This window comes from Ruegeria sp. CDSB022 (assembly GCF_059611145.1).
Genome location: NZ_JBXWOZ010000038.1, coordinates 1 through 1,272, shown reverse-complemented (window position 1 = coordinate 1,272; position 1,272 = coordinate 1). Strand labels below are relative to the sequence as shown.

General features: G+C 55.1%; 1 pseudogene. It reads left to right on the top strand.

Going from position 1 to position 1,272, the window contains the following annotated elements:
• The first annotated feature begins 56 nt into the window (after positions 1–56).
• Positions 57–1,236: pseudogene (locus AC2FIZ_RS20650) on the top strand (IS3 family transposase).
• Positions 1,237–1,272: the final 36 nt, after the last annotated feature.

The following is a 1,272-nucleotide window of genomic DNA, read 5'->3' as shown; positions in this document are numbered from 1 at the left end:
TGAGCCTCCCCAACTGAACTGGTCCCCCTTTATGTTTAGGAAACGGAGGACCTAGAATGGCAAACAAGAGACCGAAGCCGGAAGAGATTGTCTCGAAGTTACGGCAAGTTGAAGTTCTGATGGGTCAAGGCATGTCCCGTCTTGATGCGATCCGACAGATCGGAGTTGTTGAGCAAACCTATTACCGCTGGCGGAAGAAGTACGGCGGAATGGGTGTTGATCAATTGAAGGAACTGAAACGGCTTCAGAAAGAGAACGAGCGGCTGAGGCGCGCAGTTTCAGATCTGACGCTGGACAAACTGATCCTGACGGAAGCCACAAAGGATGAAGGGCGGTTAGCAAACCATCCCGTGGATGGTTTGTAGCCCTGAACGCGAAGCCCTACTGAGCCCCGCTCGCCGTCGTGCTTGTATTAATCATGTACGCAACCAGCTGAACGTTTCCGAGAGACGCGCCTGTCGCGTTCTGGGGCAACACCGGTCCACGCAACGGCGCGCCCCACAAGGTCGCGCAGACGAAGGCCGACTGGTGGCCGACATGATCGAGTTGACCCGACAGTACGGCCGATATGGCTATCGCAGGATCGCAGCGCTGCTGAGAGAGGCTGGATGGTCTGTCAGCGATGGGCGAATTGAACGGCTTTGGCGACGAGAGGGGCTGAAAGTGCCAATAAAGCAACCGAAGAAAGGACGGCTCTGGCTAAATGACGGCTCATGCGTTCGGCTACGGCCAGAGTATCGCAACCATGTTTGGTCGTATGACTTCGTTCATTGTCGAACCGACGACGGCAAAGCCTTCCGGACGCTGAACATCCTTGATGAGTACAGCCGGGAATGCTTGGCAATCAGGGTCGAGCGGAAACTGAACTCGACCGATGTAATCGACGTTCTGACAGACCTGCTCATACTTCGCGGCGCGCCCAGTTTCATACGTTCTGACAATGGGCCGGAATTTGTCGCCCAGGCGGTCCGAGACTGGATCGCCGCCGTTGGCGCCAAGACGGCTTACATCGAACCTGGGAGCCCGTGGGAGAACGGATATTGTGAAAGCTTCAATGGCCGGTTCAGGGATGAGCTGCTCAACGGTGAGATCTTCTACAGCTTGCGCGAAGCTCAAATCCTGATCGAACAATGGAGGAAACACTACAACACAAAACGTCCCCACAGTGCACTGGGCTGCCGCCCGTCAGCTCCCGAAACCATCATCTCAATGGATCACAGGCCAATGATGCACTAACAATCAAATTGAACCAGTCAGATGAGGCTGCTCAAC